Source organism: Paraburkholderia sp. EG304 (genome assembly GCF_046543485.1).
GTDB lineage: Bacteria > Pseudomonadota > Gammaproteobacteria > Burkholderiales > Burkholderiaceae > Paraburkholderia > Paraburkholderia youngii.
Genome location: NZ_JBKGUA010000007.1, coordinates 45,084 through 70,618 on the forward strand (window position 1 = coordinate 45,084; position 25,535 = coordinate 70,618).

A 25,535-nucleotide genomic window follows, 5' to 3' on the forward strand; every position below is an offset into this window, starting at 1 on the left:
GGCCGTTAGCCTGCCACCGCATCCGTGTCACGCTCGCGCGCTGCATCGACGGACGCATCGAGACTGTCCACCGCCCAGTCCTCGGGGAACGACACGACGGTCTGAAAGCGGCGATAGTCCGCGCCGCGACGATCGTCGGTGAAACGCAATTCGATGCGGCCATGCTCACGCCGCACCAAATCGCGCACCGCGTCCATGCCGACGCCGCGGCCCGAAATCTCGCTGACGCTCTGCGCGGTCGAAAAGCCTGAACGGAAGATCAGCTCGGCGATCGCTTCATCGCTGAGTGCGGCATCGGCGTCGATCCAGCCGCGTTCGATCGCCGCCGCACGGATCTTCGCGAGTGCGAGACCGCGGCCGTCGTCGCTGATGGTGATCTGCAGCGCGTGATGGTCGACACCCACTTCAAGCTCGATGACGCCGGCCGCGTTCTTGCCATTCGCGATACGCTCGGCGGCAGGCTCGATGCCGTGGTCGACCGAATTGCGCAGCAGGTGCGTGAACACATTGCGCAACGTATCGCTGACCTCGCTGCGCACGCGGTAGCCGTTGTTGTCGATGCTGACGACCGGCGCTTCCTTGCCGAGCTCGGCCGCCAGCGACGGCAGCGATTCGAGCACGCCCGCGAGCGCTTCGTAGATCGATTCGGTGCCCAACAGACGCAGCTCGCGCTGCAACGATTCGCGCATCGACACGAGTGCGTCACGGTCGGCCGGATCGGCGCTTTCGAGCAGGTCCAGCTGCTTCTGGATCAACTCGCGATCGACCATCAGGTAGCGATCGACCGCGCCGTTCTGGCCCGGTCCCTTGCGGCCGAGGCTCACTTCGTTGAGCGTCGCATAGGTTTCGAGCGCGGCCTTCACGCGCTGCAGATCGTCGATCAGAAGCTGCTGGTCCCACGCTTCGCCGCCGTCCGCGCGGCGCAACGCGTCGTACCGCTGTTCGGTTTCGTGGACGACACCGGTCAGATGCTGAAGGCTGTAGGTGCGCGCATTGCCCTTGACGGTGTGCATGTTGCGGAACAGCTCGGCGACGGCCTCGTGGCTCGGCTCATGATGCTGACGAATGATCCGCTCGTTCTCGCTGATGAAGCCCGTCGCGCTTTCGACGAAGTGATGGAACTTCTCCTGGCTCACCGCGAGAATCTCGCCGATCATCTCCAGCCGTCGCTTCTGTTCGCCGGCCTCGGCGGCGAGCGCGCGCAGTTCGGTCACGTCGCGCACGCACAGCATCAAACGCTGCACGACGTCGTGTTCGTCGGTGATGGCCGACCAGCTCAGGTCGAGCGTCTTCACGCGGCCATCGGCCATCGGCCTGGCGATCTCGTTGACGAGCAGGTGTTGATTGAACTCGAAGTTCATGCTGTCTTCACCGATACATGCGTGCAGCGCCGCTTCGATCTGCGCGAGCTCATCGCTGTTGATACCGGTGCCGCCGAACACGAGATCGAGCAACGGACGGCTCGCAATCTCGCGGGTCTCGAAGATCGCCTCGAGATACGCAGAGTACTCGGGATGCACGACCACGCCTTCGACCACCGTCAGGATCCCCTGCTGCATGTTTTGCAGCATCGCCTGGATGTCGGCGGTCTTCTGCTTCAACTGCAGCGAGCTTTGCTGGATCTTCTCGATCATGCCGTTGAACGCGACGATCGAATGACCGATCTCGTCCATGCGGCCGACCGGCACGCGGCGCGTGAAGTCCTGGCTTGCCGCGATCTCGCTCATCTCCACCTGCATGTGGCTCAGTGGCCGGGTGATCTGGCGATACAGCAGCGCGCTAATCAGCAGCAGCACGACGATGGCCGCGCCGGTCGCGGCGCCGATCGCCGTCGTGGTGGTGGCGAGCGCGCTGTTCAGGTCGTCGATCGCGGCGTCTTTCTGGCGGTTCTTTTCGATTCGCAGCGTCTCGACGATGCCTTCGAGTTCATCGCGGTATTGCGCGACGTTCGCGAACAGATATGCCTGCGCCAGTTCGTTCTTGCCGTCGGCCTTCATCTTCGCGGTGTCGTTGACCGCGTTGAAATAGTTCGCGAGGCTGTCGCGCGCCTGGCTCACGAGCCCGCTTTGGGCCTGACCTTGCGCGGCCTTCGCCTGCACGTCGAGCGCCGCGTGCAGCGACGCTTCCTTGCTCTTCAGCAGGTCTCGGGCCTGCGAGACCATGTTCTCGTCAGGCGCATAGACGAGCGTCATCATCGCGAGCTGCACGTCCTTGAGCTGCGACACGAGGTCGGCCGACGCGAGCGCGCTCGGCACGACGCCCTGGGTGACCTGCCTGACGTTGGCGGCGCTGTTGCGAGTCTGAAGCACAGCGTATCCACCAATGGCGGATAACGCGACGAGCATCAGAATGACGAGTAGCGTGATGCGGTGACGGATGGTCATCTGAGAATCCCCGAGGTCTGAAAATACAAGGTCCACGCTTTGGGCGGGACGCCCGTGTGTTTTTGTACTTTCGGGCGCGGGGATTATCGTCGCGGATGTGTGACGTCAACGTGACGAAGTCGACGCCGGACCACACGTTTTAGCGTTTCGAAAAATAAGGTCGAAAGATTCGTGAATAAGGGCTGATCCGGGCTCAAGTTCGCAAAAAAAATGCCGTTATTGAGGGCCATTTTTTTCGTTAGCCCACTGCGCTTCAATGCAGTGCGTCTCCCGCGATCGCTTCGGCATACACCGCCGCGACCCGTTTCGCGATCACCGCGTTATCGAAGTGCTCGCGCGCATAGCGGCGGCATGCATCCTCATCGGGCAGCTTTAGCGTGCCGTCAAACGCGCCGGCGAGACCCGCGGCGATCGCCGCTGCACCGGTCTCCGGCAACACCAGATCCGGCGACAAGCCCGCCACCGCCTCAGGCAATCCGCCGACCGGCGTCACCAGCACCGGCGTGCCCGACGCAAGCGATTCAACCGTGATGAGCCCGAAGCCTTCCAGCGCGACCGTCGGCACGACGCTGAGATTGGCCGCGCGATACAGCGCCGCGAGATGCTGGTCGGGCACGAAGCCGAGCAGCTTCACGTTGTGTTCGAGCCCCGCGTCGTCGATGCGCGCCTGAAGCTCGCTTTCGAGCCGCCCCTTGCCCGCGATCAGCAGCAGCACGTCGGGCGCGCTGCGTTTCACCAGCTTCACCGCATCGATCAGATCTTCGAGACCCATGCGCCGCACCAGCCGTCGCACTGCCAGCACGATCGGCCGATCCTGCGGCAATTGCAGACGCAGACGCGCTTCGGCCTGCGTGATCGGCAGATTGAACTGCTCGACATCGACGCAGCCCGGCACCACGCGCACGCGCTCCGGCGAGATGCCGTAGCGCGTCGTCAGGATCTTGCCGAATGCGTCGGACAGTACGATCAGCCGTGACGAACGCGCGTACACCGACTGCTCCAGATAACGCTTCGCGCGCTGGCCGAGCGAATCGGCGCCTTCGACGTGGCTCTCGTCGGCCCACGGCCCCTGAAAATGCGACACCTGCGGAATGCCGCGCGTCACGTCGAGGCCCGGAAACGTATAGAGCGCGAAGTGCGAGGAAATCACGTCGGGCCGCGACCTGCGGATCTCGTGGCGCAACGCGCGGCGTGCCGCCATCAGCCGCAACGGCAGCGATTGCGCGGCGGAGCCGAAGCCGTTGATCGCGCCACCGGTATCGGCCGCGACTTTCGGCGAGCCGGCGACGACGCCGCGCACCGCGACGCCCGCGCCCGGCAGCGCGCCGACCAGCGAGTAGTACATGCGGTCGAGGCCGCCCGCGCGTTCGGGAAACCAGTGCATCCCGATCTGCAGTGATTTGATTGAGCCAGTCGTCATGATGGTGTGCCCCTGTGTGTTGCTTGCGGTGAGTTGCTATGTCGTTGCGTGGATTGTGCGGCTCGCGCGTTCATTCCACGCTCTTGCGTCCGGCGAGATGGTTCAGCGTCAGCGCATCGTTCTGCGCAACAACCGTCGCTTCGGTCTTACTGCGCCGGCGGTTTTCCTGCTGTCCGGCGAGCTGCCGGTACAGCGCGATGTATTGCGCGGCCATGCGCGCCCAGCCGAAGCCGGTTGCGAGCTCGCTCGCGGCCTGGCCCATCGCGCGGCGCGCGGTGTCGTCGCCGGCGAGTTGCGCGACCGCGCGAGCGAGAGCCTGCGGGTCGTCCGGATCGTCGAGCACGATGCCGCACTCGGGCGTGATGATCTCGGCGCCGCCCGCGGTGCGCGCTGTAACGACCGGCAGGCCCGCCGCCATCGCTTCGAGCAGCGACAGGCTCATCGCCTCGTAGCGCGACGGAAACACGAACGCATCGACCGAATGCATCAGTACCGGCATCTCCTTCACGAGCCCGAGAAAATGCACGCGATGCGCGATGCCGAGCGCCTTCGCCTGCTCCGGATACGGGCTGCCCGGCAGAAAGCCGGCCACCGCGATCTGCACGTGCTCGGGCAGATGCTTCAACGCGGCGAGCACGGTGCCGAGATTCTTGCGCGGGGTGCGCAGATCGCCGACGAACAGCAGCAGGAACGCATCGTCCGGTAACCGAAACTTCGCGCGATCGCCGCTCGCCGCCGCGAAGCCCTGCGTGTCGACGCCGTTGTAGATCACGTCCACGCGATTGCGCGGCGTGAGGCCGATCGCGCGGATTTCGTCGGCGACCTTCTGCGACACCGCGGTGATCACCTTCGAGCGCCGGTACGCCCAGCGTTCGAGCAGCGCATTGCAGCGCGTATAGACCGACTGGTACGCCGACCACACGCCCTTCGTCAAACCGAACGGGTAGTACTTGCTCGCGAACCAGCCGCTATGCACGAAATGCGAGGTGTTGACGTCGGCGCGCATCCACGTGATGAAGCCGTTTACGTGCAGCACGTCGTAGTCGCGACGATGCGCGCGCAGCCATAGCGCGCTCTTCAGCGCGAACACCTGCTGGCGCAGAAGATTAGTCGGCCACCAGCGGCCTATCTTCACCGGCGCCCAGCGCACGTTCGGATGCGCGAGCAGCTCGGGCGCCACGTGCGACGCGACCAGCGTCACACGGATGTTCTCGTCGAGCGCCGCGCGCGCGATCTCGTGATTGACGCGCCCCTGGCCGTCGTTATGACGCACTACGTGCGTGACTATGGCGACTCTCAATCCGTGCCTCCGTGGAGAAATAGCGTGCGTGCGCGGTTCATTTTTTCGTAGTGAACCGCGGAAAGAATCGAAAAAGCGCTCATGAAGAGCAGCAGGCCGCCGGTGCCGACCAGCGAGTTCGTGAACACGAGCATCGCGAAGGTCGCAAGACACAGGCTCAGGCACGCGGAGACGAACTTGTCGTCGCGCAGCCTGAACGACGCGAGCACCGCGCGCGTCAGCAGCCACACGATGCCGGACATGTACAGCAAAGTGCCGGGCCAGCCGAGCACGAACGGAATGTTCATCACGCCACTGTCGAAGTTGCCGTACTGGCCGAGCTGGCCGCCGTCGTTGGAGAGCTTCGTCGAGGTGCCGGTCGCGCCCATGCCCTCGCCCGACACGTCGGTAAACGCGGTCTTCGCGAAGCTCGCGTAGAACTCGTTGCGGGCCGCGTAGCTCTGGTCGTCGTGCAGATTGACGATCGTGTTCAGGCGCGCCTGCATCCGTTCGGCCACCGGGCCGACCGCCAGCAGCGGCACGCAGAAGCCGGCGAGCAGCACCGCGCTCGCGACGATGCGCACGCGCACCTTGTTGTTCGACTTCACCAGCTGGATCAGGAGCGCGATGACCCAGCCGCCCCACGTCGAGCGCACGAGGCTCAACGCGAACGAGAAGAAGCCGAGCCCGGCGGCGATCCAGCGCACGCGATGCTGCGCGGCCATCACGAAGACCATCGCGCCCATCATCGCGAACGCGAACGGGCCCGACGAATTCATCGTGCTGAACACGCGCACGCCCATCGGCACCGGGTCGCCCTGCGAGTTCATCTGCGAGCCGAGCATCCACAGCACGTCCCATGGCGGCATGATGAAGAACTGGATCAGGCCGTAGCCGCCCATCACCAGCATGCCCCAGATGAACGTGTTGATGATCGTGTCGCGGTACTGCGGATACTGGCGCGTGTGCGCCATGATGTGAAAGCCGATCAGGATCGGATAGAGCCAGTTCGCGAGGTCGTAGGTAGCCGCGAGCGGCCCGCTCGACATCACGCCGATCAGGAACGCGTAGACGAGGCCGAGCAGGATCAGCAGCACTGGCAAACCACGGCGCTGCGCGAGCAGCCGGTAGTAGCGCAGCAGCGACAGGGCGCTGATCATCGTCACGGCGAGCGGCGCGACCTGGATGAGGCTGGTCGGCGTGAACGCGCCCTTCGACCAGTCGGCGAGACGCCGCACTTCGGGGCTTAGAAACCACAGCCACCACATGAAGCCGATATAGCGCGCCGGGCTCTTGAAGTAGAGCCACAGGCCCGTCACGATCGCGAGCACCGGAAACGCGAGCGTGAGCACCGTGCCCTGATGCGCGACGATCAGCACCGCGGTGATCAGCCACAGCAGCAACGGCGGCAGCCATTCTCGCCTTGCGCCGGACAGCAACCCGCTCGCATTGGTTTGCCCGGCACCAGCGTTGACCGCGCCGGTCGGCGGCAATGGATTCGCGCGCGGAATCGTCGACATCGCTCAGAGGCCTCCGCGCGATTCGCGCGCGGGTGCGGCGCGTTGATCGTGTCTGGCCGCGGCCGCATGCGCGCTCGCCGGCCCGCGCGCGCTCAGCATCTCGCGCGTGATCCGTACGTGCTGCATCGCGTAGTGCTCGGTGGTCAGATCGCGCGCGAGCAGACCGGCTGCCGCTGCCTGCGCCTGGCGCAGCGCCTCGGCGGGCTCGGCGGCGAGCCGCTCGACCGCGGCGCGCAGCGCCTCAGGATTGAATGGCGGCACGTAGGCGGCTTCGTCGGCGGGAAAATAATCGCGCAGCGCGCCGACGTCGGTCGCGACCATCGGCTTGCCGACCGCCGCCGCTTCGAGCATCACGGTGATGCCCGACGCGTGCGAGTTCGGCCGCAACGGCACGACGATCACGTCGGCCCAGTCGTACAGCTCGTGCTGCTTCTTGATGCCCGAGAACAACGCGATTTCGACGTTCGACGCGCGCAGCGACGCGGGAATCCGCCGCCGTGTCGCGAGCTTGACCGTGTAGCGCGGATCGTTGCCGAACGCCTTGATCAGCGTCTCCCAGTCACGATCGCGATCGTTGCCGATCGCCGCGATGCGCAGCGGCGTGCGCGGCGCCCACTGCGTCGGCGCATTGACCGGGAAGTCGCGCGTGTTCAGGCCATACAGCAGCGGCGTCGCGTCGCGGTGGAAGTAGTCCTGGCACAGCTCGGCGTTTGCGCTCGCGAGCGTGGTCAACCGGTCCGCGCGAGTCATCAGCTTGCGATACAGCCAGCTGCGCACGATGCCGTACGACGGCCACTTATCGAGCAGCCACACGCTTTGCGCGAGCAGCAGCGGCGACCCGCCGGGGCCCGCCTTGCGGCCGCACAGCAGCAGCATCAGCGCGGCGGACAGCCACTCCTGCTCGGTATGCGTCCAGATCACATCCGAGCGCAGCATCTCCGTGCGATTGCGCCACGTATGGATGAAATCGAAACCGAGCGCGGCCTTCAGCGCGCGCCGCACGAGCCGCACAGGCCGGCTTTCGCGCGCATCTTGCGAATAGGTCAGCTCGAATGCTTCGGACTCCGCGTGGTGATAACCGTACAGGCAGCCGATGTCGTCGCCCTTGCGATAAAAGCGCGGATCGGCGCCGTAGAACAGATGAACGTGAACCTTGGTACTCATGCGGACACTCCGCTCTTCGACAGCGCGCGCCGCGCCTCATGGGCGCCCGCGCGTACCTCGCGCCAGCGCGACAGCTGCAACTGCGCCTGTTTCGACAGCAGCGCGAGCGCCGCATGCGTGAGGCCCGGATAAAGCCGTGTGCCGACCAGCGTCCACCACCACCACGCGGCTTCGCGGCGCAGCGGCGGCAACTGGTCGCGCAGGATCAGATGGAAGTTGAACGCGGCGTTGCGCAGCGCGGCCATCGTCTGCGCGTCGCGTTTGTCGTCGTCGAAACGCTCGGCGGGGAAATGATCGACGGCGACCTGCGGGTCGTAGACGAGCTTCCAGCCCGCGTTTTTCACCGCGAGACTGAACGCCATGTCGTTGTGCACCTGCGCGCCCGCGCCGCGCAAACGCGCGTCGAAGCGGATCGTGCGCACCGCGTCGCGCCGGTAGCTCATGTTGGCGCCCTTCAGGATGTCGACTTCGCGCGCGGCACCGACCCCCAGGTGATGATTGCCGATGATCTTGCCGTGCGCGGTCACCTTGCCGACCAGCGGCCGCTCGCCGTCGAGCACGCGGCCTTTCTCGTGCACCCAGTCGCGCCCGCCCAAGGCGCCCAGGCGCGCATCGGCTTCGAACGCGGCGGCGATGCGCTCGACCCAGTCGCGGCGCGGCGCGGCGTCGTCGTCGGTGATCGCGATCACGTCCCCGCTGGCGGCATCGAGCCCGCGATTGAGCGCCGCGACCTGGCCGGGTATATCCACCGGTGCGATCACCAGCGGCAGGCGGCCGGCTGTGGACGGATTGCGCAGGCACGCATGGGTCGCGTCGTCGTCGACGCGTGCGACCACGATCACTTCGTCGGGCGCGCGCGATTGCCGCTCGAGCGCCGCGAGGCAGCGCGCGAGATCGGCCGGGCGGCGATAAGTCGGTACCAGTACCGTCAGTTTCATCGTGATGTCCTCGGTTCCTGTTGTGCAGAAGTCGGCGCTTGATTCCGGTGCGCGCCTCACGTGCTCAGGTATTCCTGGGTCGCCGCGTAGCCGCGGTCGTAGCCGACCCGCGAGCGCGCCGGCATGCCGTTGAAGATGCCGCCCTGCACGTGCACGCCCGCCGCGCGCAGGCGTTTCAGCGCATCGGCCAGCTCGATCTCGCTGTGCATGCCCGAGCGCATCACGAAGAACGTCGAGCCCGCATACGCGCCGATGATCGATGCATCGGTCACCGCGAGCACCGGCGGCGTGTCGATCAGGATCACGTCGTAGCGCTTCGCGAGGCCGTCGAGGTATTGCGGCAGACGCGGCGACATCAGCAGCTCGGACGGATTCGGCGGACGGCGGCCGCACGAAATGAAGCTCAGGCCCTCGACGTTCGACGGGCGAATCGCCTCTTCGAGCGAGATCTGCCCGCTCAGCAATTCGGACAGGCCGTTCTCCTGCACGCCGCCGACCTGACGTTCGAGCGCGCCGCGCCGCATGTCGCCGTCGATCAGCAGCACGCGCTTGCCCGAATGCGCGAGCAACATCGCGAGGTTCACGCTGAGGAAGCTCTTGCCGACGCCGGCCATCGGACCCGTCAGCATCACGATGCGGTTGCGCGCGTCCATCAGCGTGAACTGCATCGCGGTGCGCAGGCTGCGCAGACTTTCGATCGTCACGTCCTTCGGCCGCGCATTCGCGAGCACCGGACGGAGGCGTTCGCCGCCGCGCGCGTAGCTGTTTTCGAGCTGCACCTGCTCGGCGCTTTGCGGCACGAGGCCGAACACCGGCAGATGGAACGCGCGCTCGACGTGATCGGGGTCGTCGATGCCCTTGAACAGATTGCGGCGCAGGAACACGAAACCGGTGCCCGCGATCAGCCCGAGAATCACCGCCGCCGACATGATCAGCATCTTCTTCGGCTTGACCGGCGCACCGGGGCGCAGCGCCGCGTCGACGATATGCACGTTGCCGCCCGTGCCCGCCTTCTGCACGGACAGTTCCTGCACGCGATTGAGCAGCAGCACGTAGATGTCTTCGGCGACCTTGGCGTCGCGCTGCAACTGCACGGCCTTTACTTCGGTGGCGGGCAGATCGCGGAAACGGTCCGCGTATTTGGTGCGCTGCGCCTGCAGCTCGGCCATCTGCTGACGCGCGGCGACGAGCGTCGGATGGTCGTCGCCGTAGCGCTCGGCGAGCTGCGTCATTTGCAGACGCAACGCGGCGATCTGCTGCTCGTACTGCACGCTGCCTTCGAGGTAGACCTTCGCCTCTTCGCTCGCGTTGATCGAGCCGGACTGACGTTGATAGGCGGTCAGCGCGGCTTCCGCGCGTTCGAGGTCGGCCTTCAGGCGCGGCTCCTCGCTCTTCAGGAAGTCGAGCATCTTGCTCGCGTCGGCCTGCTTGTTCGACACGTGCTGCCGCAGATACGACTGCGCGAGCGCATTGGCGACCAGCGCCGCATGCTGGGGACTCTTGTCCTCCAGAGAGATCTGGATCACGCCGGTCTGCTTGCCCTGCTCCTGCACCGTGATCGCCGACTGGAACGCGGTGATCGCGTCGAGGTCGTTCGAGCGCACGATCGTGAACTCCTGCCCGGGGCGCGCGACCAGCTTGTTGACGACCATCGTCACGCCGCCGCCCTGCGCCTGCTGGCCGACCTCGCCGCGCAGCAGCAGCGAGCCGTTCGGCGCGAACAGCTCGTAGTGCTGCGCGTCGATCACGCGCAGCAGCAGCTTCTCGCCTTCGAGCGACGGCGTCACGTCGATCGAATCGACGTCGACGTTTTCACCGCCCCATGCGTATGACGTGAGCCCCAGCCACGCGCGCGCGGGCTGGCCCGGCGTCGCGAGGCGCGCGGCGATGTTGCCGAGCAGCGGGATCGTCTTCGGCGTCACGCTGAAGTTCAGCTTCAGCTGCTGCACGACCGGGGCGACCACGCCACGGCTCTTGATGATTTCGATCTCGGCGTCGGTCGGCAGCGAGGTCGAGCCGCTGGTGATCGCGGCGCCGGTCTGCGTTTGCGTGAGCGCCTGCGACAGGCTGTCGGACGGCTCGACGCGTACGTGCGCATCGGCCGAATAGGTCGGCTTGGCGAGGTAGCAGTACGCCACCGCCATCGTGACGATGACCGCGGTGATCGCGAGCAGCCACCAGATATCGTCGAGGATCACCTGCACCAGTTGTCCGAGGACGACGTCTTCTTCTTCGGTCTTGATCGGACCAGCCATGTGTGGAGAGAGTTGATTGCTCACTGTTCCATCCCGTGTCGTTGGCTTCGGCTTTCGCGTCAGCGGTACTTCTGCTTTCGTTGCGCGTCCCGCGCCGGCGTCTACAACAGCGGCGCGGGACGTTACAGCCGGAACGTTCAGCGCGTCAGCTGCTTCAGATAGAACAGCGTCTGCACGCTCGGCAGCACCTGCTGCAACACGCGGTTGAACGTGGTCGATGCGGCGGTGCCCACGTACACGACGTCGAGCGGCTGCAACTGGAACTGCGAAGACAGCATGATCGAGTCCGGCTGCGTCATGTCGAGGCGGAACACCTCGGGCGTGGTCGGATGCTCGCGCATGCCGCGCATCACGAAGATCTGGCGCGGATTGGCGTCGGTGTTGAGGATGCCGCCGCCCTGCGTGAGCGCATCGGCGATCGTCATGCGGCCGCGGATGATCGGCACCTGGATCGGCGTCTTCACTTCGCCCATCACGAAGATGCGGCTGTCGGTGCGGTCCGGCACGTTGACCACGTCGCCGTTCTGCAGCATCACGTCCTGGCTGGTGTCGCCCTGATCGAGCATGCGATCGGCGTTGAGCACGTAGAGCTTGTGGTTGCGCGTGAGGCGCACGCGCTGGATGTCGGCGTCCGGGTTGGTGCCGCCCGAGCGCGTGATCGCGTCGACCAGCGTCAGCGGCACGTCGCTGACCGCGAGCGGTCCCGGCTGCTTCACTTCGCCGGTGACCTGCACCTTCTGGCTGCGATACGACAGCACGCGCACGTCGACCTGCGGATTGCGGATATAAGGCACGAGGCGCGCGGCGAGCTGATCGCGCAGCTGGGTCGTGGTCTTGCCCGCGGCCTGAATGCGGCCGACGAACGGGAAAAAGATTGTGCCGTCGGCAGCGATGGTCTGGCCGTACGGATCGGCCTGGCCCGGCAACGCGGCCGTATACGGCTGCTGCAACGCGCCCGCGATCGTCTGCGTGGTGTTGCCGCCCGAGGACAAGGTGCTGCCCTGCGGCGTGGTCAGCTCGGGGTGATCCCACACGGTGATGCCGAGAATGTCCTGCGGCGCGAGGTGGTACACGTACAGCGACGGATCGGACAGCGCCGACGGCGGCAACGGCTCGGTTTTCGCGGCGGCGGCTTGCGCCTGCGCCATGATCAGCTTCGCGTCGATCAGATGGACCGGATACGTTTCGCTCGGCGCCTGATCGTTGTCCTTGAGCCGGGACGTGTCGAGATAATTGCCCGGTGCGGTCGCGCAGGCCGACAGAAAAGACGTCAGCAGAAGTGATACGGCGAGCTTCGTGCGCAAGCTCGCGAATGAGTTTTCGTTGCGGGGTTTCGTCAGCATATTTTTTTCAGCCATCCCATGACCAGATGTTCGATGAGCACGAGACTCTCCCTGTATTCGTCTTCCGCGCCGCCGTGCGGATCGGCGACGTCCGAATCGGCTTCCCACTTGCCGAGCGGATAGACCTTGCCGCGCGCGGACGGATCGAGCGCTTCGACCTTGCTCACCTGCGCGCGCTCGCTCACCAGCACGAGATCGGCCGCGCGCACGAGCGAGCGGTCCAGACGCCGCGCGTGATGGAGGCCGGCCGCGACGCCGCGCTCTTCGAGCAGGCGCCGCATCACCGGGTCCATGCCGTGACCGTTCACCGCGCGAATGCCCGCCGAATGAAACGCGATCGGCGCGGCGCCCGGGCGCGGCGCGCGCGCCTGACGCGCCTTGAACAGCATCTCCGCTGCGGGCGAGCGGCACACGTTGGCGTGGCACACGATCAGAACGTTGGCGAACATGGCGGATTTCCTCGCGCGGCGGCGGTCGCAATGGCCTCAGCGGCCGGAGGTTTCCGCGGCGGCGAGGTCCGCCGCATGTATCGCGCTGTTCGCGCCGACCCGTGCCGGCGCATTGCGCAACGCATGCCGCCGGCCGATCGCGTGATACTCGATGCCGAGTTCGAGCAGCACGTCCGGCTCGTACAGATTGCGGCCGTCGAAAATCAGCGGCGTCTTCAGCATGCGCTTTAGCGCATCGAAATCAGGGCTCTTGAAGACTTTCCATTCGGTCAGGATCACGAGCGCATCGACGCCGCTCGCCGCTTCCATCTCCTCGTTCACGAACGACAGGCGCGCATGCTGCTGCGGCACGTCCTTCAGATCGAGCGCGAGCACCCGCTTCGCTTCGTCGATCGACACCGGGTCGTAAGCCTTCACGCGCGCGCCGCGGCGCAGCAGTTCGGCGATCAGCTCGCGGCTCGGCGCCGCGCGCATGTCGTCGGTGTTCGGCTTGAACGCGAGACCCCACACGCCGAACGTGCGGTCCGACAGATCCTCGCCGAGACGCGCAACGATCTTCTGCGCGAGGACCTGCTTCTGCGCGTCGTTGACCGCTTCCACCGCTTCGAGAATGCGCAGGTTCGCGTCGTGATCGGCGGCGGTACGGATCAGCGCCTGCACGTCCTTCGGAAAGCACGAGCCGCCATAGCCGCAACCCGCGTACAGGAAGTCGTAGCCGATCCGTGGATCGGAACCGATGCCGCGGCGCACCGCCTCGATATCGGCGCCGACGCGATCGGCCAGATTCGCGAGCTCGTTCATGTACGAGATGCGCGTCGCGAGCATCGCGTTGGCCGCGTACTTGGTGAACTCGGCGGAACGCACGTCCATATACAGCGTGCGCTCGCGATTGCGGTTGAACGGCGCATACAGGCGCTTCATCAGCTCGCGCGCCTTTTCGCCGGGCACGTCGTCGTCGCAGCCGAGCACGATGCGATCGGGCCGCGTGAAGTCTTCGACGGCCGCGCCCTCCTTCAGGAACTCCGGATTCGACACGACCGAGAACATCTGCTCGACGCCGCGCGCGGCCAGCTCGGCGGCGACCACTTCGCGTACGCGCGATGCGGTGCCGACCGGCACCGTCGATTTGTCGACGATCACCTTGAAGCCGTTCATATGGCGGCCGATGTTGCGCGCAGCCGCGAGCACGTACTGCAAGTCCGCCGAACCGTCTTCGTCGGCCGGCGTGCCGACCGCGATGAACTGGATGTCGCCGTGCGCGACCGCGGCCTCGACGTCGGTGGAAAACGTCAGGCGCTTCGCGCGGCGATTGCGCGCGATGATCTCCTGCAGACCCGGTTCGTGGATCGGCACGCCGCCGTTGTTGAGCACGTCGATCTTGCGAGCGTCGACGTCGAGACAGAACACGTCGTGGCCGATGTCGGCCAGACACGCGCCGGTCACGAGGCCGACATAGCCGCTACCGATGATCGTCAGGTTCATGGATTGCACCTCGATAAATAGAGTTGATTCAGGAATGCGCTCGCGCGATGCGTGGCATCGGCGCGGCCCGGCGCGCCACGTTCAATAGGCGTTGCTGCCTGCGAAGCCCTTCCACAGCGTCAGCACGACGATCTTGATGTCAAGCCAGAAGGTCCAGTGCTGCATGTAGTACAGATCCAGCTTCACGCGGCCCATCATCTTTTCGATGCGGTCGGTTTCGCCGCGATAACCGTTGATCTGCGCCCAGCCGGTGATGCCCGGCTTGATCCGGTAGCGGTGCATATAGCCCTTCACCAGATCCTTGTAGATGTCGTCGTGCTCGAGCGCATGCGGACGGGGACCGACCACCGACATCTCGCCGCGCAGCACGTTGATGAACTGCGGCAGCTCGTCGAGGCTGGTGCGGCGCAGGAACGCGCCGACCGCGGTGATGCGCGGATCGCGCCGCGTCGCCTGGGTGATCTGGCCGGCCGCTTCCTTGTGGACCTTCATCGAGCGGAACTTGAAGATCTCGAACTCGCGGCCGTCGATGCCCTTGCGCCGCTGGCGGAAAAACACCGGCCCCGGCGAGCTGAGCTTCACCATCAGCGCGATCACGAGCATCAGCGGCGACAGCGCGAGCAATGCGGCGAGCGCGAACAGGCCGTCGAATACGCGCTTGGGCAGCACGCGCAGATCGGTGATCGGCGAGGCGGCCAGGTTGATCGCGGGTACGCCGAGCAGCTCGACCATCGGCTGATTGAACAGCGTCAGGCTGCCGACGTCGGGGATGAAGCGGATGTTCACGAAGTCGTTGCGCAGATCCATCACGAAGCGATGGATCGCCTTCTCCTTCGAGATCGGCAGCGCGAGCCACAGCTCGCGGATCGAGCGCTCCCGCACCAGTTCGATCATGCGCTGATAGTCGCGCTCGACCGGCACGCCCTCGACCGCATGCGCCGCGTCCGGGTCCTCATACGGATTGATCGTGCCATCCTCGTCGAACACGACGACGGGCGTGAAGCCCGCTTCCGGCCGGCCGCGCATCTGTTCGATCAGGAAGCGCCCGTAAGGCGAGCCGCCGACGATTGCGACCGCGCGCTGATTGAAGCCCTCCCGGCGCAGCCCGCGCAGGATCGAATAGACGATCACCTTCGTGACGACCAGCAGCACGATCGAGGCTAGCGCCCAGTACACGAGCCACAGTCGCGACAGGCTGTCGGCGCGGTGCACGCTGAAGCTGATCAGCACGCCGGTCACTTCGACCATCAGCCAGCCGCCCGTGACGCGCGACAGCAGATCGTAGAGCGGCTTGCCGCGCCACGACTGATAGATGCCGAGCGCCGGGAAGAACACCACCACAAGCAGGCAGCCGAACGCGAGCGACACGCTTTGCATATCGTCGAGCCATACCGCTCTGCCGCTGTGCACGGCCGCCGCCACCATCGCGGCGAGCGCGACCATGGCTATGTCGATGATTCTCGCTAGAACGCTCAGCATGCGCCGCCCCTCTGTTCGTCAGTCAAAGTGCGATCCGTCGGTTGGTTGAAATGGGTGTTGCATGCGGGTTTCATCATTGCGCCTTTATTTCGCATTTGCCTCGCGGCTGAATGGGACTAAATACGAAGGAATAGGCCGACGCGGAAAAGCCGCGGCTGAATGAGTGAATACCCTTGTACATACCTCAATAAAGCGGTATTAAAATTCGCACGACAAGACCGCAAAAAATCTCAAATTGTATCGGGCATAATTTCGGCATTTTTTTATGCATTTTGAGCGGCAATTTTTGCCGGAATGCGGCTCGACAGCGGTTTCCGAGCAGCACATTCGAGCCTTTCGCCAGCGAAACTTGCGCTTTTCCCAACAGGTCTGCCGGTGACACCCGGCTCCATGGGTACGGTCATTCTTGCGCATCATTAAGCGAAAAAAATGCTTATCGATTTTTTTCCGGTAATTTTTATTTTTGAATCAATCGGCGACGCATTTTTCCCGCATTTTTAATAAATTCGACGCGCACTTAATCCGATTTTATTTAACGCGCTTTTATTGATTCTGGACTTCGTGATAAAACTCGACACATTCATCCAGCCTCGAGGAGAGTTCACCATGACAGCTCCGGCCCCGGTCACGCCCGCCGGCACCCGGCCCACCCCCGCCCCTTCGTCCACGACCACGTCTCCTACCGCAACCAGCGTCAAGCTCAAGGTTCATCCCGTGATTCTCGCGGGCGGCTCGGGCACCCGGCTGTGGCCGATGTCGCGCGAGCAGCATCCGAAGCAGCTGATCGGCCTGCTCGGCGACGAGTCGCTGCTCCAATCGACGACCCGCCGTCTCGATGGGCTCGAAGCCGGCTATCCGCTCGCCGGCCAGCTCGTGGTCGTCGCCAACGAAGAGCAGCGCTTCACGACGGCCGAACAGTTGCGCACGAGCGGCAAGCCGAGCCGGCTGATACTCGAACCCGTCGGCCGTGACACCGCGCCCGCGTTGACGGTGGCCGCGTTGTCCGTCGCCGCGCAGGACGAAGACGGCATCATGGTCGTGATGCCCGCCGATCACGCGGTCACCGACAGCGATGGCTTTCACGCGGCGGTCGCCGCCGGCGTTCAGCATGCGGCGGCAGGCCGGATCGTCACGATGGGGATCGTGCCGACGCGCGCGGAAACCGGCTATGGCTATATCCGCATCGGCGCGCCGCTCGGTTCTGACGATGTGCCGGATGCCGCGCGGACCGAAGGGTCGGCGCGCCTCGTCGCGCACCGCCTCGACCGCTTCGTCGAAAAGCCGCATCTGGAACTCGCGCGGCGCTACGTCGAATCACGCGAATACTGGTGGAACAGCGGTATTTTCATCGTGCGCGCATCGACGTGGCTCAACGCGATTCGCCATTTTCAGCCGGCCATTCACGAAGCCTGCGAAGCGGCCTTCGCGGGCAGCACGGCGGACGGCGACTTCTTCCGGCTGCAACGCGAAGCGTTCGGCGCGTCGCCGCCGAATTCGATCGACTACGCGGTGATGGAAAAGCTCGGCGCCGATCAGAGCATCGCGTCGGGCGTGGTCGTGCCGCTGATGGCCGGCTGGTCCGACGTCGGTTCGTGGGACGCGATCTGGGACATCTCCGAGAAGGACGCCGATCGCAATGTGAGCCGCGGCCGCGTGATGTTCGAAGGCGCGAACTCGACCTTCGCGCATTCCGAAGGGCGACTGATTGCCTGTGTCGGCACGCAGGATCTCGTCGTCGTCGAGACCGCCGATGCGATTCTCGTCGCCGATAAATCACGCGTGCAGGACGTCAAGAAGATCGTCAACCGGATTCGCGAGGATGGCGGGCTCGAAGCGGCCAATCATCGCAAGGTGCATCGCCCCTGGGGCAACTACGATTCCGTCGACACCGGCGAGCGCTTCCAGGTCAAGCGGATCGTCGTGAAGCCGGGCGCGCGGCTGTCGCTGCAGATGCATCATCATCGCGCCGAGCACTGGATTGTCGTGCGCGGCACCGCGCTCGTCACGCGCGGCGACGAGCGCTTTATCGTGTCCGAAAACGAGTCGGCCTATATTCCGCTCGGCGTCACGCATCGCCTCGAAAACCCGGGCAAGATGCCGCTCGAAATGATCGAGGTGCAGTCCGGTTCGTACCTGGGTGAAGACGATATCGTGCGCTTCGACGATACGTATGGACGGCAATGACGATGCGCGACCCTGCGACGGCATCAAGCGAGCGCAGGGTGCGCAGGGTTCATCTCACGTACGAGATCAGTTCCTTGTAGGTCGCCGAAAAGTGCTCCACGGTGCCGCTGTCGGTCGTCACCGTGGGCGTGCTCGTTACGCCCGCGCTCGCAGTGTCCGACGGATAGCGGCGCAGCGGCCCGCGCAATGCATTCAGTGATGGCTTCAGCGGCCCGTCAAGCGGCGCGCCGTGATTTGCGGCGTGATTCGCCAGGTGATTCGCGACGCCATCGATCGACGCCGGTTCCGGCACATGACGCAGGCCCGACAACGAACGGCTCGCCGAGCGCTGCACAGGGTTGCTCGATGCGGCTGCCGACGAAGGCTCGGCGGCGGTTGCATCGGTCATCGCGGCGGCCGCTGCGTCGGTTGCGCATTCACGATCGATCCACTGACGCGCCCAGTCGAGCGCGAATTTCTGCGCGTGCTGCGCATCCTCGAAGCGCGGGCCGACGAGGCCTGAGCGCTCGACACGCTTGCCGTCCCTGGTGATCTCCGCCCACCCGCGATACATCGCATTCGGCACTTCCTCGACCACCACGTAGATCAGATAACCGCGCGAGTCGGCGACCTGCATGCCGCTCGGCGCGAGAGCCATCGTCAGCGACGGGCGCGGCTCGCCGGCCCGGTCGATCTCGGCCGTGTCGAATGCGGCCGGTTCGACGTCCCCCTCCGGCGCCGCGGCCAACGCGGATGTCGCCACGCGCGCAGCCGGCGCTGCCGCTGGCGCAAGCCCCGACAATTGCCGCGTGATGTCGCCGATCGGATCGGCCGTGCGCCATTGGCTCAACGCGCTCGCGACGCCGGGCGCCTGCCACGACTCGGGACTCTTCCACGACACGCCGCGCAGACTGTTGTCTTCACGCGGGCTCGGGGTTTGCGCAACCGGCGCTACGGGTCTGGCCGTAACGGGCGGCGCCGGCTGGGGAATGTACGCGAAGGTGCGGCCGCGCTGCGACAGCAGGCGGACCATCTCCAGCAGTGTGCCGTTCAGTTGCCACTCTTCGAAGCGGCGACGGCACGTGGGACCGGACGGATAGCGGCCCGGCAGCTTCGACCACGGCTCACCCGTAGTCATGATCCACAGCACCGCATTCGCCACGATGCGCGGTTCGGCGCGCGGCCGGCCGCGCCGGTTCAGACGGACGGCCGGCTCGTCGGAGACGAGCGGCGCGAGCAGCGCCCATTCGTCGTTGTTTAGCTCATCGAAAAACATTGGATTTTCTCCACGCGGCCTGGCCTGGCCGCGGCGTTGGGCCTGCCACGGGTTCTCAGCGTTCACGACCCGTGTGCGGCCCTCGGTTGCACAAATTTGTTTTGTCCGTTCGGCTCGCTGAAGTAGTCCGCCCACGCGTGGTGCGGCTCTTCCCTATTGCGAAGCACAAAACGCGGTCTCACTCGTGCACGGGAAAATTTGTGCACGAAGCATACCATCCCGTTCTTTGCATGAGTACAGTTGAGACAAGTGTTACGGATAGAAACAATCTTGTCCGTTTCGCTGCGACGATTCTCGTATTGCCGTAACAGAAGCCGCTGCTTTAACGGCATGGAATCGCTCTATTGCAATGCACAATACCGCATTACCGAACAGAATGCTCTTTAGAAATGTAATTGCCAATCCACCACGCATTTCTATGCCATTTTAATGATTGATGTGATCGGCTGTGTCGAGCGTCGGCGAAAGAACGGCGACGCCCACGCGCGGTGACATGGAGGCAATCGGAGGCGCGCATGCGGCTGCTGCGCATGCGCGGAGTTCGAGGCGAGAGAAAAGACGTCGAAGTCGCTTCGAGCGTGCTACGGGCGCACCGGTTTCGATGCGTGCTCGCCGACGACCGTGGTCCATTCGCGCACGCGCCAGCGCGTAACGAGCCCGGATAGCACGTACGGATCGGCCTCGGCAAAGGCTTGCGCGACTGCCGGCGAGGTGCCGGTGAAGAGCAGCACCGCCCCGTCCGTCGGCTCGGTGAGCGCGCCGGCCAGCAGCAGTTCGCCCCGTTCGGCGGCGGCCCAGGCGAGTTTCAGATGCGCGTCGCGGTACTCGCCGCGTCGCTCCAGATAGTCGGGTACCAGCTCGTACATCAACAGGTAATGCATGGTAAGTCTCCTCGCAAGGATGAAGGTTGTCGACGTGGACCCGGCACGCATCGGAGCGCGATTTTGGCACAACGGCGGCTACCGAATTTCGTGCCAATTTTCTATTAAGTTGCATTCGCAGCAATGTAGAAATCCTGATTGCCTGTTAGCAATATATCCAAATACCGCGAGCCGTAATTTCTATTCAATAAGCAAGGAATAATCGGCGCAACCAATCTGCATTGCATAACAAAAATTCGCGCGCTCCTTCATTCGACCGTTTCAAACGCCGCATCACCGGTTGCTCTGCGCCACTCAGGGAAAACGAGCGCGGAGCGCTGTCAACCGGAATGCATTTCGAGCCGTTCTGGCAGACGGCATTTGCCATAATGGATGCGCCGATGGGCCCATGGATGCTGGCGTCGCCCGCGCGCATAAACGACCAGAAACGTTTTCACCACCGATGGAGTGTCCCATGAAAATCCAATCCGCTATCGCTACGCTGGTGTTGGGCGCGGTACTCGTATCGCCGGCGTTCGCGGCGAACAGCCAGCAGACCAAGATGGCCGACTGCAACAAGCAGGCCGGCGACAAGAAAGGCGACGAGCGCAAGGCGTTCATGCAAACCTGTCTTTCCGCGAAACCGGCCGCCGCCGCGCCGATGAGCCAGCAGGACAAGATGAAGGCTTGCAACAAGCAGGCGGGCGACAAGAAGGGCGACGACCGCAAGGCGTTCATGAAGACCTGCCTATCCTCGTCGACGCCTGCCAACTGAACAAGACGCGTAGCCGTTCCTCCAGCCGGCGCCCTGCCTGTCGACACGGCGCCGGTGCGTGGTTCCACCCGCGCGGCGCTTCGCTCGCCCCCTGCTTCGTAGTCCATCCGCCGCAACGCGCCGTTTTCTTCTATGATGGCTGCGGAGACGGCCCACCCTCACATATAGAATCAATCAAAACTGGGCCGCCATCTTGTCGTTGGTGCTACTGAGCATCGATCGGAGGCAAGGATGGTATCGAAGCACAAAAACCGCTGGTTAAGGCGGTGGTTGCTGGTCATCATATTCTGGGCCGTGCCTGTGGCGATCGTCGCGGTCAACGAGATCCGCGAGGAAATGTCGTACAACGCGGTCGATCTCGAGCGCGCGCTGACCACCTGGAATTTCACTCAGGCGCAGCGCGCCGCCGGCGCGCCCGCGCATTGTCATGGCAAACCCGACGAGGCAAAAGCCGCCGGCTGCCCGGCCGACGTGCTGGCCGCCAACGCGCCGCGTCAGCAGGACGCGATCAACGAATACAACGTGCGTCGCTCGACGCTGTTCGCGTATCTGTGGCACGCGTTCGTCGGCTATTGGATCGTGCCGGCGGCGGTCCTGTTCGCGATCGGCGCGATCATCGGCATGGTGCGCCGCGCGCTGCGGCGCCCGCCCGCGGTCAAGAGTCCGGTGAATCACGGCTGAGCGGCGGCCACGCCGTTCGTACTGCAATCTGCTGCGTCGAAACAACACTTTCATTTCCATGTCGATGGACCGCGGCACGACGCGAAAATCGGTAAAAACCGGCGCATCGCGGGGCCGCGCCGAAGCGTCCCCAAAATCGCCACGCCTCGGGCGCTCGTCCGCTTCGGCTCCTCCGATCTTCGCCCGACGCGTACTTCGACGCCGCCCGGCGGGCCGGTCAAAATTACTTAAAAGCGCCTTACGATTAGCCTCAAACCCTTGTCCCATAAGGCTTTTCGCGTTGCCAGGCGACGCGCCTTTTACACCAGGCTGTGATATAACTCAGAGGCAACCAAGCGACATCAACACGGTTGCGCCCCGGATCCACCACGGAGAAAAACGATGCAAAGACGACACTTCATGTTGAAGACGACCGCTGCGCTAGCTTTCGGAGGCCTTGCACTCGCCGGGTGCACGACGACGGGCAACACTCCGGACAATGCTCATGTCAACGCCTCGAAACGACAGTCGATCGACGCCAGCGTCGACGGCACGCTGTCCAGACTGTTCACGACCGTGCCGGGCTCGCGTGAGCTGGTCTCGAAGGCGCGCGGCGTGCTGGTGTTCCCGTCGGTGATACAGGCGGGCTTCATCGTCGGCGGTCAGTATGGCGAAGGCGCATTGCGAGTGGGCGGCGCGACGGTCGGCTACTACAGCACCGTGTCAGGCTCGTTCGGCCTGACGGCGGGCGCGCAGTCGAAGGCACTGATCTTCCTGTTCATGACGCAGGATTCGCTCGACAAATTCCGCAACGCGGACGGCTGGTCGGCCGGCGTCGATGCATCGGTCGCGCTCGTGAAGGTCGGCGCGAACGGCGCCGTCGACACGACCACGGCCACCGCGCCGGTGCAGGTTTTCGTGTTGACCAACGCGGGCCTGATGGGCGACGTGTCGCTGCAAGGCACGAAGGTCACGCGGCTGAAGATCTGAGCGCGTTGCCCGGCACGCTACCCTGAACACCTGCGCGCGCATCCCGACACGCGCGCAGGCTTTGCATCCGGATCGCATCGCGGCGAAGGCCGCGCGAGGGACCCTGTGTGGGCCATCGCGCGGCCTTTTTGTTGTGCGATGCCGATGCCGGCGCTCACACGCGAGAAAACCCGAGCGCGAAAAAAACGGCGGCGCGCCTCGCGCACCGCCGTTCTCCGCTTCGACACGCGCGAATGGTCCCGCGTCAAGCGCCCGACGAATCGATCACCTTGAACCGCGAGCGCTTCTGCGCGCGAATCACCGACTGATACGCCTCCACATACTGACGCGCCATCCGGTGCGACGTGAAGCGCTCCTCGAAGCGCCGCCGCACGCCCGCGCGCGGCACCTTGTGCAGCCGGTTGACGGCCGCCACCGCGCCGATCTCGTCCTCGACGATGAACCCGGTCACGCCCTCTTCGAGCACTTCCGGCACCGAGCCGCGGTTGAACGCGATCACCGGCGTGCCGCACGCCATCGCCTCGATCATCACGAGACCGAATGGCTCCGGCCAGTCGATCGGAAACAGCAGCGCATGCGCGCCCGACAGAAACTCGGCCTTCTGATGATCGGCGATCTCGCCGATGTACTCGACGTACGGCAGATCGAGCAACGGCCGGATGTCACGCTCGAAGTATTCGCGGTCGGCCGCATCGACCTTGGCGGCGATGCGGATCGGCATGCCGCAGCGGCCCGCGATGCGGATCGCCGTATCGACGCGTTTTTCCGGGGAAATCCGGCCGAGAAACGCGAGGTACTTCTGCTCGACCGGTTGCGGTGTATAGAGCTGCTCCGGCAGGCCGTGATAGACCGTGGTGAGCCAGCGCGCCTGCGGCAGCGGATGACGCTGCGCATTCGAGATCGAGATCACCGGCACCGAGTTGAAGGTGTCGAACACTGGCTGCTGCTCGGGCAGATCGAGCCGCCCATGCATCGTCGTGACGAATGGCGTTTCCTGCCGCTTGAATACCGAGAACGAGTAATAGTCGAGATGGAAATGCAGCACGTCGAAGTCTTCGGCCTGGCGGCGCACCAGTTCCATCAGCAGCATGTGCGGCGCGACGCGGTCGCGAATGCCCGGATCGAGCCGCAGCGCGCGCGGCCACACCGGTTCGAGCTTCGCGCTCGTGACGGAGTCGCCACTCGCGAACAGCGTCACGTCGTGGCCCTGCTCGACCAGCGCCTCGGTGATGTACGACACGACCCGCTCCGTGCCGCCGTAAAGCTTCGGCGGCACCGATTCGGTCAGCGGGGCGATCTGCGCAATCTTCATATTGTGTCTCCGTGAGCCGACAGCTGGCGCGCAATCGCGATGCCGTCGGCGACGCCGAGTATGACAGCGCCATGACGTCGGATCAATTCACGCGGTCCCTAAGCGCCGCATGCATCGTCGCTACGGAGGATTATTCCCTGGCGCCGGTGGAAAAGCCGCAGGTCTTGCAATTGCTCGGTGCTGTTACAAACGGCTTACATCCGCCATCACCGCGTCGTCATTTGTGGCCCCCGCCCTCGCCCGGCCGACGCACGGGCACGCTGCGCAAATCCCTGAGAAAGCTGTCGCGCCACACCCCGAGATCGTTCTCGCGCAGCGCGGCCATGTTGATCTCGTGACGCCGCTGGCGCGCGTCGAGCGGCATCTGCAGTGCGCGCTGCAAGGCTTCGCACATGCCGATCGCATCGTGCGGATTGACGAGCACCGCGCCGGAGAGCTCGGCCGCGGCGCCCGCGAAAATCGACAGCACCAGCACGCCGGGATCTTCGGGATTCTGTGCGGCCACGTACTCCTTCGCGACGAGGTTCATGCCGTCGTGCAGCGGCGTGACGAAGCCGATCTGCGACTCGCGAAACAGCGACATCAGCTTCCAGCGGTCGTACTGCTGGTTCAGATAGCGGATCGGCGTGTAATCGAGCCCCGAGTAGCGGCCGTTGATGCGCCCCGCCTCGTATTCGAGATCCTGGCGGATCTTCTGATAGGTCGCGACGTCCGAGCGCGTTGGCGGCGCGATCTGCACGAGCGTGACGTTGCCGCGCCATTCGGGCGAGCGTTCGAGCAGCAGTTCGAACGCGCGAAACCGCTCGACCAGCCCCTTCGAATAATCGAGCCGGTCGACGCTCATGATCAGCTTGCGCCCTTCGAGACTCTGCTTCAGTTCGAGCACGTGCTGGCGGCTTTCGTAGCGCTTGGCCTGCTCGGCGATTTCATCGGGGAACACGCCGATCCGGTACACGCCGGTGCGCAGCTTGCGCCCGAACGCCTCGACCATGCCGTCCGCGCTGACCGTGCCGCGCGCGTGACGCGTCACGTAGTCGTGGAACGCCTGCTGGTCGGTGGCGGTCTGGAAGCCGAGCAGGTCGTAGCACGACAGCGACTTCACGAGTTCCTCGTGCGGCGGAATGTTGAGCAGGATCTGCGGCGCGGGAAACGGAATGTGCAGAAAGAAACCGATGCGGTTCGTCACGCCCTCGCTGCGCAGCGCCTCGGCGAACGGGATCAGATGGTAGTCGTGAATCCAGATGATGTCGTCCGGTTCGAGCAGCTTGACCAGCTTGTGCGCGAGCCACGCGTTGACGCGCCGGTAGCCCGCGTACTCGTCGCGCTCGTAGCGCGCGAGGTCGTTGCGGTAGTGGAATACCGGCCACAGCGTCGCGTTCGAGAAGCCCCGGTAGTACTGGTCGTAGTCCTTGCGCGTGAGGCCGACGGTCGCGAAGGTCACCGCGCCGTCCTGCTCGAGCATCGGCCCCGCATTGGCGACCGTCTCGCTGACCACATCGCCGCTCCAGCCGAACCAGACGCCGCCTGCATCCTTGAGCGCGCCGAATACGCCGACAGCCAGTCCGCCCGCCGATCCCTTGGTCTCCGTCGGCGTCGCGACGCGATTCGACACGACGATCAATCGGCCCATATTGCATGTCCTCCGTAGTTCTTGCGGTGCGCCGCGCCGACTGCGCGGGCGTGGTGCGCCCGTTAGTAGCAATCGGCGTGCCCGCGCATCGTTGGGCGTGAGCGCGGCCGCGAGTCGCGATTAGTGATTAGCGATTCGTGATTGGCGCTCGGCAAC

General features: G+C 64.8%; 19 protein-coding genes. 4 read left to right on the forward strand and 15 right to left on the reverse strand.

What is annotated here, in order from left to right:
* Nucleotides 1-5 precede the first annotated feature (5 nt).
* The 11 genes from ACLFKU_RS10935 to ACLFKU_RS10985 form a co-directional block, all read right to left on the reverse strand.
* The gene (locus ACLFKU_RS10935) at nucleotides 6-2,384 is read right to left on the reverse strand and encodes an ATP-binding protein (RefSeq protein WP_410849111.1); all 2,379 of its coding nucleotides are present in this window, start codon (nucleotides 2,382-2,384) and stop codon (nucleotides 6-8) included.
* 253 nt (nucleotides 2,385-2,637) lie between these two features.
* Nucleotides 2,638-3,804: a glycosyltransferase family 4 protein gene (locus ACLFKU_RS10940; RefSeq protein ID WP_410849112.1), complete on the reverse strand. Its 1,167-nt coding sequence runs from the start codon at nucleotides 3,802-3,804 to the stop codon at nucleotides 2,638-2,640.
* Nucleotides 3,805-3,874: 70 nt separating this feature from the next.
* Nucleotides 3,875-5,104 carry a glycosyltransferase family 4 protein gene (locus tag ACLFKU_RS10945; RefSeq protein ID WP_410849113.1) on the reverse strand — a complete coding sequence of 410 codons (1,230 nt, stop codon included), beginning with the start codon at nucleotides 5,102-5,104 and terminating at the stop codon, nucleotides 3,875-3,877.
* Nucleotides 5,101-6,603 (reverse strand): glucose-6-phosphate isomerase, encoded by a 1,503-nt coding sequence (locus ACLFKU_RS10950; RefSeq protein WP_410849114.1) that lies wholly within the window; start codon nucleotides 6,601-6,603, stop codon nucleotides 5,101-5,103. The genes ACLFKU_RS10945 and ACLFKU_RS10950 overlap by 4 nt, the downstream gene beginning before the upstream one ends.
* A gap of 3 nt (nucleotides 6,604-6,606) precedes the next feature.
* Nucleotides 6,607-7,767, reverse strand: coding sequence for a glycosyltransferase family 4 protein (locus tag ACLFKU_RS10955; RefSeq protein ID WP_410849115.1), 1,161 nt, complete (start codon nucleotides 7,765-7,767; stop codon nucleotides 6,607-6,609).
* Nucleotides 7,764-8,705, reverse strand: a complete 942-nt coding sequence (locus ACLFKU_RS10960; protein ID WP_410849116.1) for a glycosyltransferase family 2 protein — start codon at nucleotides 8,703-8,705, stop codon at nucleotides 7,764-7,766. Before ACLFKU_RS10960 ends, ACLFKU_RS10955 begins: the two co-directional genes overlap by 4 nt.
* Before the next feature lie 56 nt (nucleotides 8,706-8,761).
* Entirely contained in the window at nucleotides 8,762-10,960 is a 2,199-nt protein-coding gene (locus ACLFKU_RS10965; protein WP_368586291.1) for a polysaccharide biosynthesis tyrosine autokinase, read from the reverse strand.
* Nucleotides 10,961-11,097: 137 nt separating this feature from the next.
* Complete coding sequence (locus ACLFKU_RS10970) at nucleotides 11,098-12,303, reverse strand: polysaccharide biosynthesis/export family protein (RefSeq protein WP_410849117.1); 1,206 nt, start codon at nucleotides 12,301-12,303, stop codon at nucleotides 11,098-11,100.
* Nucleotides 12,297-12,752, reverse strand: a complete 456-nt coding sequence (locus ACLFKU_RS10975; protein ID WP_018431976.1) for an exopolysaccharide biosynthesis protein — start codon at nucleotides 12,750-12,752, stop codon at nucleotides 12,297-12,299. The genes ACLFKU_RS10970 and ACLFKU_RS10975 overlap by 7 nt, the downstream gene beginning before the upstream one ends.
* 36 nt (nucleotides 12,753-12,788) lie before the next feature.
* A complete protein-coding gene (locus ACLFKU_RS10980) occupies nucleotides 12,789-14,234 on the reverse strand; it encodes a UDP-glucose dehydrogenase family protein (protein ID WP_410849118.1) in 1,446 nt (481 codons plus the stop codon).
* A gap of 81 nt (nucleotides 14,235-14,315) precedes the next feature.
* Entirely contained in the window at nucleotides 14,316-15,713 is a 1,398-nt protein-coding gene (locus tag ACLFKU_RS10985) for an undecaprenyl-phosphate glucose phosphotransferase (RefSeq protein ID WP_368586280.1), read from the reverse strand.
* Nucleotides 15,714-16,319: 606 nt separating this feature from the next.
* Between ACLFKU_RS10985 and ACLFKU_RS10990 the strand changes: the two genes are divergently transcribed.
* Nucleotides 16,320-17,897: a mannose-1-phosphate guanylyltransferase/mannose-6-phosphate isomerase gene (locus tag ACLFKU_RS10990; protein WP_410849119.1), complete on the forward strand. Its 1,578-nt coding sequence runs from the start codon at nucleotides 16,320-16,322 to the stop codon at nucleotides 17,895-17,897.
* 49 nt (nucleotides 17,898-17,946) lie between these two features.
* Here ACLFKU_RS10990 and ACLFKU_RS10995 read toward each other — a convergent pair whose 3' ends face one another.
* Nucleotides 17,947-19,152, reverse strand: coding sequence for a transposase (locus ACLFKU_RS10995; RefSeq protein ID WP_410849120.1), 1,206 nt, complete (start codon nucleotides 19,150-19,152; stop codon nucleotides 17,947-17,949).
* A 581-nt stretch (nucleotides 19,153-19,733) separates the two neighbouring features.
* Nucleotides 19,734-20,033 carry a YciI-like protein gene (locus ACLFKU_RS11000; RefSeq protein ID WP_368586283.1) on the reverse strand — a complete coding sequence of 100 codons (300 nt, stop codon included), beginning with the start codon at nucleotides 20,031-20,033 and terminating at the stop codon, nucleotides 19,734-19,736.
* Nucleotides 20,034-20,487: 454 nt separating this feature from the next.
* Between ACLFKU_RS11000 and ACLFKU_RS11005 the strand changes: the two genes are divergently transcribed.
* From ACLFKU_RS11005 to ACLFKU_RS11015, 3 genes are all read left to right on the forward strand, one after another.
* Nucleotides 20,488-20,787, forward strand: a complete 300-nt coding sequence (locus tag ACLFKU_RS11005; RefSeq protein WP_410849121.1) for a PsiF family protein — start codon at nucleotides 20,488-20,490, stop codon at nucleotides 20,785-20,787.
* A 231-nt stretch (nucleotides 20,788-21,018) separates the two neighbouring features.
* Nucleotides 21,019-21,468 (forward strand): hypothetical protein, encoded by a 450-nt coding sequence (locus tag ACLFKU_RS11010; RefSeq protein ID WP_368586285.1) that lies wholly within the window; start codon nucleotides 21,019-21,021, stop codon nucleotides 21,466-21,468.
* A gap of 381 nt (nucleotides 21,469-21,849) precedes the next feature.
* The gene (locus ACLFKU_RS11015) at nucleotides 21,850-22,437 is read left to right on the forward strand and encodes a YSC84-related protein (protein ID WP_026228012.1); all 588 of its coding nucleotides are present in this window, start codon (nucleotides 21,850-21,852) and stop codon (nucleotides 22,435-22,437) included.
* A 244-nt stretch (nucleotides 22,438-22,681) separates the two neighbouring features.
* Here the strand turns inward: ACLFKU_RS11015 and ACLFKU_RS11020 are convergent, their stop codons facing one another.
* On the reverse strand, nucleotides 22,682-23,749 hold the full coding sequence (locus tag ACLFKU_RS11020; protein WP_176119827.1) for a glycosyltransferase family 4 protein: 1,068 nt from the start codon (nucleotides 23,747-23,749) through the stop codon (nucleotides 22,682-22,684).
* A 217-nt stretch (nucleotides 23,750-23,966) separates the two neighbouring features.
* Entirely contained in the window at nucleotides 23,967-25,379 is a 1,413-nt protein-coding gene (otsA, locus tag ACLFKU_RS11025; protein WP_368586286.1) for an alpha,alpha-trehalose-phosphate synthase (UDP-forming), read from the reverse strand.
* Nucleotides 25,380-25,535 lie beyond the last annotated feature (156 nt).

Bases quoted from the DNA above. Each gene is read 5' to 3' on its own strand.
- ACLFKU_RS10960 (WP_410849116.1), bottom strand. From the start codon at position 8,705: ATGAAACTGACGGTACTGGTACCGACTTATCGCCGCCCGGCCGATCTC.
- ACLFKU_RS11020 (WP_176119827.1), bottom strand. From the start codon at position 23,749: ATGAAGATTGCGCAGATCGCCCCGCTGACCGAATCGGTGCCGCCGAAG.
- ACLFKU_RS10985 (WP_368586280.1), bottom strand. From the start codon at position 15,713: ATGCTGAGCGTTCTAGCGAGAATCATCGACATAGCCATGGTCGCGCTC.
- ACLFKU_RS10955 (WP_410849115.1), bottom strand. From the start codon at position 7,767: ATGAGTACCAAGGTTCACGTTCATCTGTTCTACGGCGCCGATCCGCGC.
- ACLFKU_RS10995 (WP_410849120.1), bottom strand. From the start codon at position 19,152: ATGTTTTTCGATGAGCTAAACAACGACGAATGGGCGCTGCTCGCGCCG.
- ACLFKU_RS10990 (WP_410849119.1), top strand. From the start codon at position 16,320: ATGACAGCTCCGGCCCCGGTCACGCCCGCCGGCACCCGGCCCACCCCC.
- ACLFKU_RS10975 (WP_018431976.1), bottom strand. From the start codon at position 12,752: ATGTTCGCCAACGTTCTGATCGTGTGCCACGCCAACGTGTGCCGCTCG.
- ACLFKU_RS10970 (WP_410849117.1), bottom strand. From the start codon at position 12,303: ATGCTGACGAAACCCCGCAACGAAAACTCATTCGCGAGCTTGCGCACG.
- ACLFKU_RS10965 (WP_368586291.1), bottom strand. From the start codon at position 10,960: ATGGCTGGTCCGATCAAGACCGAAGAAGAAGACGTCGTCCTCGGACAA.
- ACLFKU_RS11000 (WP_368586283.1), bottom strand. From the start codon at position 20,033: ATGCATTACCTGTTGATGTACGAGCTGGTACCCGACTATCTGGAGCGA.
- ACLFKU_RS11005 (WP_410849121.1), top strand. From the start codon at position 20,488: ATGAAAATCCAATCCGCTATCGCTACGCTGGTGTTGGGCGCGGTACTC.
- otsA (WP_368586286.1), bottom strand. From the start codon at position 25,379: ATGGGCCGATTGATCGTCGTGTCGAATCGCGTCGCGACGCCGACGGAG.
- ACLFKU_RS10935 (WP_410849111.1), bottom strand. From the start codon at position 2,384: ATGACCATCCGTCACCGCATCACGCTACTCGTCATTCTGATGCTCGTC.
- ACLFKU_RS10940 (WP_410849112.1), bottom strand. From the start codon at position 3,804: ATGACGACTGGCTCAATCAAATCACTGCAGATCGGGATGCACTGGTTT.
- ACLFKU_RS11010 (WP_368586285.1), top strand. From the start codon at position 21,019: ATGGTATCGAAGCACAAAAACCGCTGGTTAAGGCGGTGGTTGCTGGTC.
- ACLFKU_RS10950 (WP_410849114.1), bottom strand. From the start codon at position 6,603: ATGTCGACGATTCCGCGCGCGAATCCATTGCCGCCGACCGGCGCGGTC.
- ACLFKU_RS11015 (WP_026228012.1), top strand. From the start codon at position 21,850: ATGCAAAGACGACACTTCATGTTGAAGACGACCGCTGCGCTAGCTTTC.
- ACLFKU_RS10980 (WP_410849118.1), bottom strand. From the start codon at position 14,234: ATGAACCTGACGATCATCGGTAGCGGCTATGTCGGCCTCGTGACCGGC.